This window comes from uncultured Allobaculum sp., assembly GCF_948576815.1.
GTDB classification, from domain to species: Bacteria; Bacillota_I; Bacilli_A; order Erysipelotrichales; family Erysipelotrichaceae; genus Allobaculum; species Allobaculum fili.
Genome location: NZ_CAPAEZ010000119.1, coordinates 1 through 2428, shown reverse-complemented (window position 1 = coordinate 2428; position 2428 = coordinate 1). Strand labels below are relative to the sequence as shown.

Sequence of the window (2428 nt, the reverse complement as noted above, 5' to 3'; positions counted from 1 at the left end):
ATCCCAAGGAGGCGGTCGAGAAAATACCCGTCTTTTATTTGACGCTTACAAAGGAAATTGACGGCGTCTTTCTTACGATTGCCGGGAAATCTGCCTTAGAAAAAGCGGATATTGTAAAATGAGACAGAGAATCGCAAAGCCGGTTCAAAATGCGACAAGACAGAGCCCTCCTGCTGCAGCTGCTTCTTCGGATACCGAAAGAGCATAAGAATATCCGGTATCCGGGGAAGATTTGGGAACGATAGGATCTGTGTTAAAATTTTCAGGTATAGGTGAAATATGTCTAAAATTTCTATTATCGTGCCCTGCTACAATGAGCAGGCCATGATCCCATTGCTGTATGAAACGCTGGTGAAGACGACCGACGCCATTGAAGGTCATACTTTTGAGTTTCTGCTGGTAGATGACGGATCCAAAGACAATACGATGAAGGAAATTCTGGAGATCGCCAAAATCGATCCGCGCGTTCGCTACATTTCCTTTTCCCGCAACTTTGGCAAGGAAAGCGCCATTTACGCCGGTCTGGAAAACTCAGACGGCGATCTGACGGTCATCATGGACGCCGACCTGCAGGATCCGCCCGCACTGCTTCCTGAAATGATTGATGCGATCGAAAAGGAAGGCTATGACTCTGTCGCTACCCGGCGCGTGACCCGAAAAGGCGAGCCGAAAATCGTTTCCTTTTTTGCGCGCCGTTTTTATCAGCTGATGAATCGAATGAGCGATGTGGACATGGTCGACGGCGCCCGGGACTACCGTATGATGAACCGCGAATTTGTGAACGCCATTCTGGAACTTGAAGAATACAACCGCTTTTCCAAAGGCATCTTTGGCTGGGTTGGATTCAAAACCAAATGGCTCGAATACGAAAACATCAAGCGGGCAGCCGGCGAGACCAAGTGGTCGTTCTGGAAGCTGTTTAAATACGCCATTACCGGCATCGTTTCTTTTTCGACCGTTCCGCTTCAGTTTGCGGCAGCTTTAGGCGTACTCTTTTCCTTAGTAGCGTTTGTGATGATCATCGTGATTGTCGTGCGCAAAATCTGCTTTGGCGATCCGGTGCAGGGCTGGGCGTCTACGGTATGCATAATTATGCTGATTGGGGGGATTCAGCTGCTTTCGATCGGGGTGCTCAGTCAGTACATTTCCCGCATGTATCTCGAAATCAAGGATCGTCCGATCTATTTGTGCGCCAGAACGAACCTCGATGACGATGCGCCCGCGTCGGCTTTGCATCATGGCCGCCGCCGTTCTGTCCGCCTGTATGCGGATCGAGAGGATTACGGATCCGCGCCGTAGCGTGCAGATCAAAAAAGGATACAGGCAGGAGAAGCGGATGCAGACGATACGGTTAGACCCGCTGATCCAGCGAACGAATAAGAATCCTGAGCTTTCCCTAATAACGGAAAGCTTATAGAAAGAAGGGTAAAGTGATGGAACTTCTTACCTGGAATGTGAATGGAATCCGGGCTCTGGCTCGAAAGGGCCTGGAGCAGATGCTGGATTATCTGAATGCGGACATTGTCTGCTTTCAGGAAATTAAGGCGACGGAAGATCAGATTGAACTGAATCCTGATCTTTATCCGTATCAGTACGTGAATTCAGCCGTAAAGAAAGGCTATTCCGGAACGATGATTGCCTCCCGCATGGAAGCAAAAAAAGTCGTCCGGGGAATCGGGATCGAAGAATTCGATCAGGAAGGCCGCGTGATTACCGCATATTTTGAACACTTTGCGGTCGTCTGCGTTTACGTGCCCAACTCGCAGGAAAATCTGAAACGAATCGACTACCGTCTTCGCTTTGACAAGGCGTTTACCGACTATCTTCGCTCCATCGATCTTCCTCTGTTGGTGTGCGGGGATTTCAACGTTGCGCGCACTGCGCAGGATATCTGGGATGAGGCCGATGGAGAAGGAAGCGCCGGCTATTCTGAACAGGAAAGAAACAGTTTTGAAACGAACTACCTGTCCGATCTGGCTGACGTGTACCGCGTTCTGAAGCCAGAGGGCCGCGATTATTCCTGGTGGTCCTACCAGAAACGCAGCCGCGATCGCAATGCCGGCTGGCGAATCGATTACTGGCTGGCTTCCAGGGACCTCATGGACAAGGTGGAGGACATCGAAATTCTTGGTGATCTGTACGGCAGCGATCACTGTCCGGTTCTGCTTACGATCGATCTTCCAGAAGAATAAAGGCTTTTTCTCAGCTGAGATTTCTTCTGTTCGCCTGCCGCGAGCGGATTTGCCAAATCAAAAACAGACGGCCCGGTCTGACAGGACAGTCAGCCGGGCCGCTTTTTGATGGCGTTATGAAATATAGGGCGAATGGAAAGCGTCGGAAAAGCCAAAATCATGGCATCCGTTCTGGTGTATTGAAGTAAGCGTCAAATAAAAGACGGGTATTTTCTCGACCGCCTCCTTGGGATAAT

2 protein-coding genes are annotated in these 2428 nt (G+C 50.0%); both read left to right on the top strand.

The genetic code is table 11. From position 1 onward, the window contains the following. Positions 1 to 279: 279 nt before the first annotated feature. Positions 280 to 1299, top strand: coding sequence for a glycosyltransferase family 2 protein (locus Q2J39_RS10595; protein ID WP_288340659.1), 1020 nt, complete (start codon positions 280 to 282; stop codon positions 1297 to 1299). Positions 1300 to 1433: 134 nt separating this feature from the next. Then, the gene (locus Q2J39_RS10590; RefSeq protein ID WP_230266643.1) at positions 1434 to 2192 is read left to right on the top strand and encodes an exodeoxyribonuclease III; all 759 of its coding nucleotides are present in this window, start codon (positions 1434 to 1436) and stop codon (positions 2190 to 2192) included. Positions 2193 to 2428: the final 236 nt, after the last annotated feature.

Excerpts from the sequence above, each read along its gene's own strand:
- Q2J39_RS10595 (WP_288340659.1), top strand. The coding sequence starts at position 280 with ATGTCTAAAATTTCTATTATCGTGCCCTGCTACAATGAGCAGGCCATG.
- Q2J39_RS10590 (WP_230266643.1), top strand. The coding sequence starts at position 1,434 with ATGGAACTTCTTACCTGGAATGTGAATGGAATCCGGGCTCTGGCTCGA.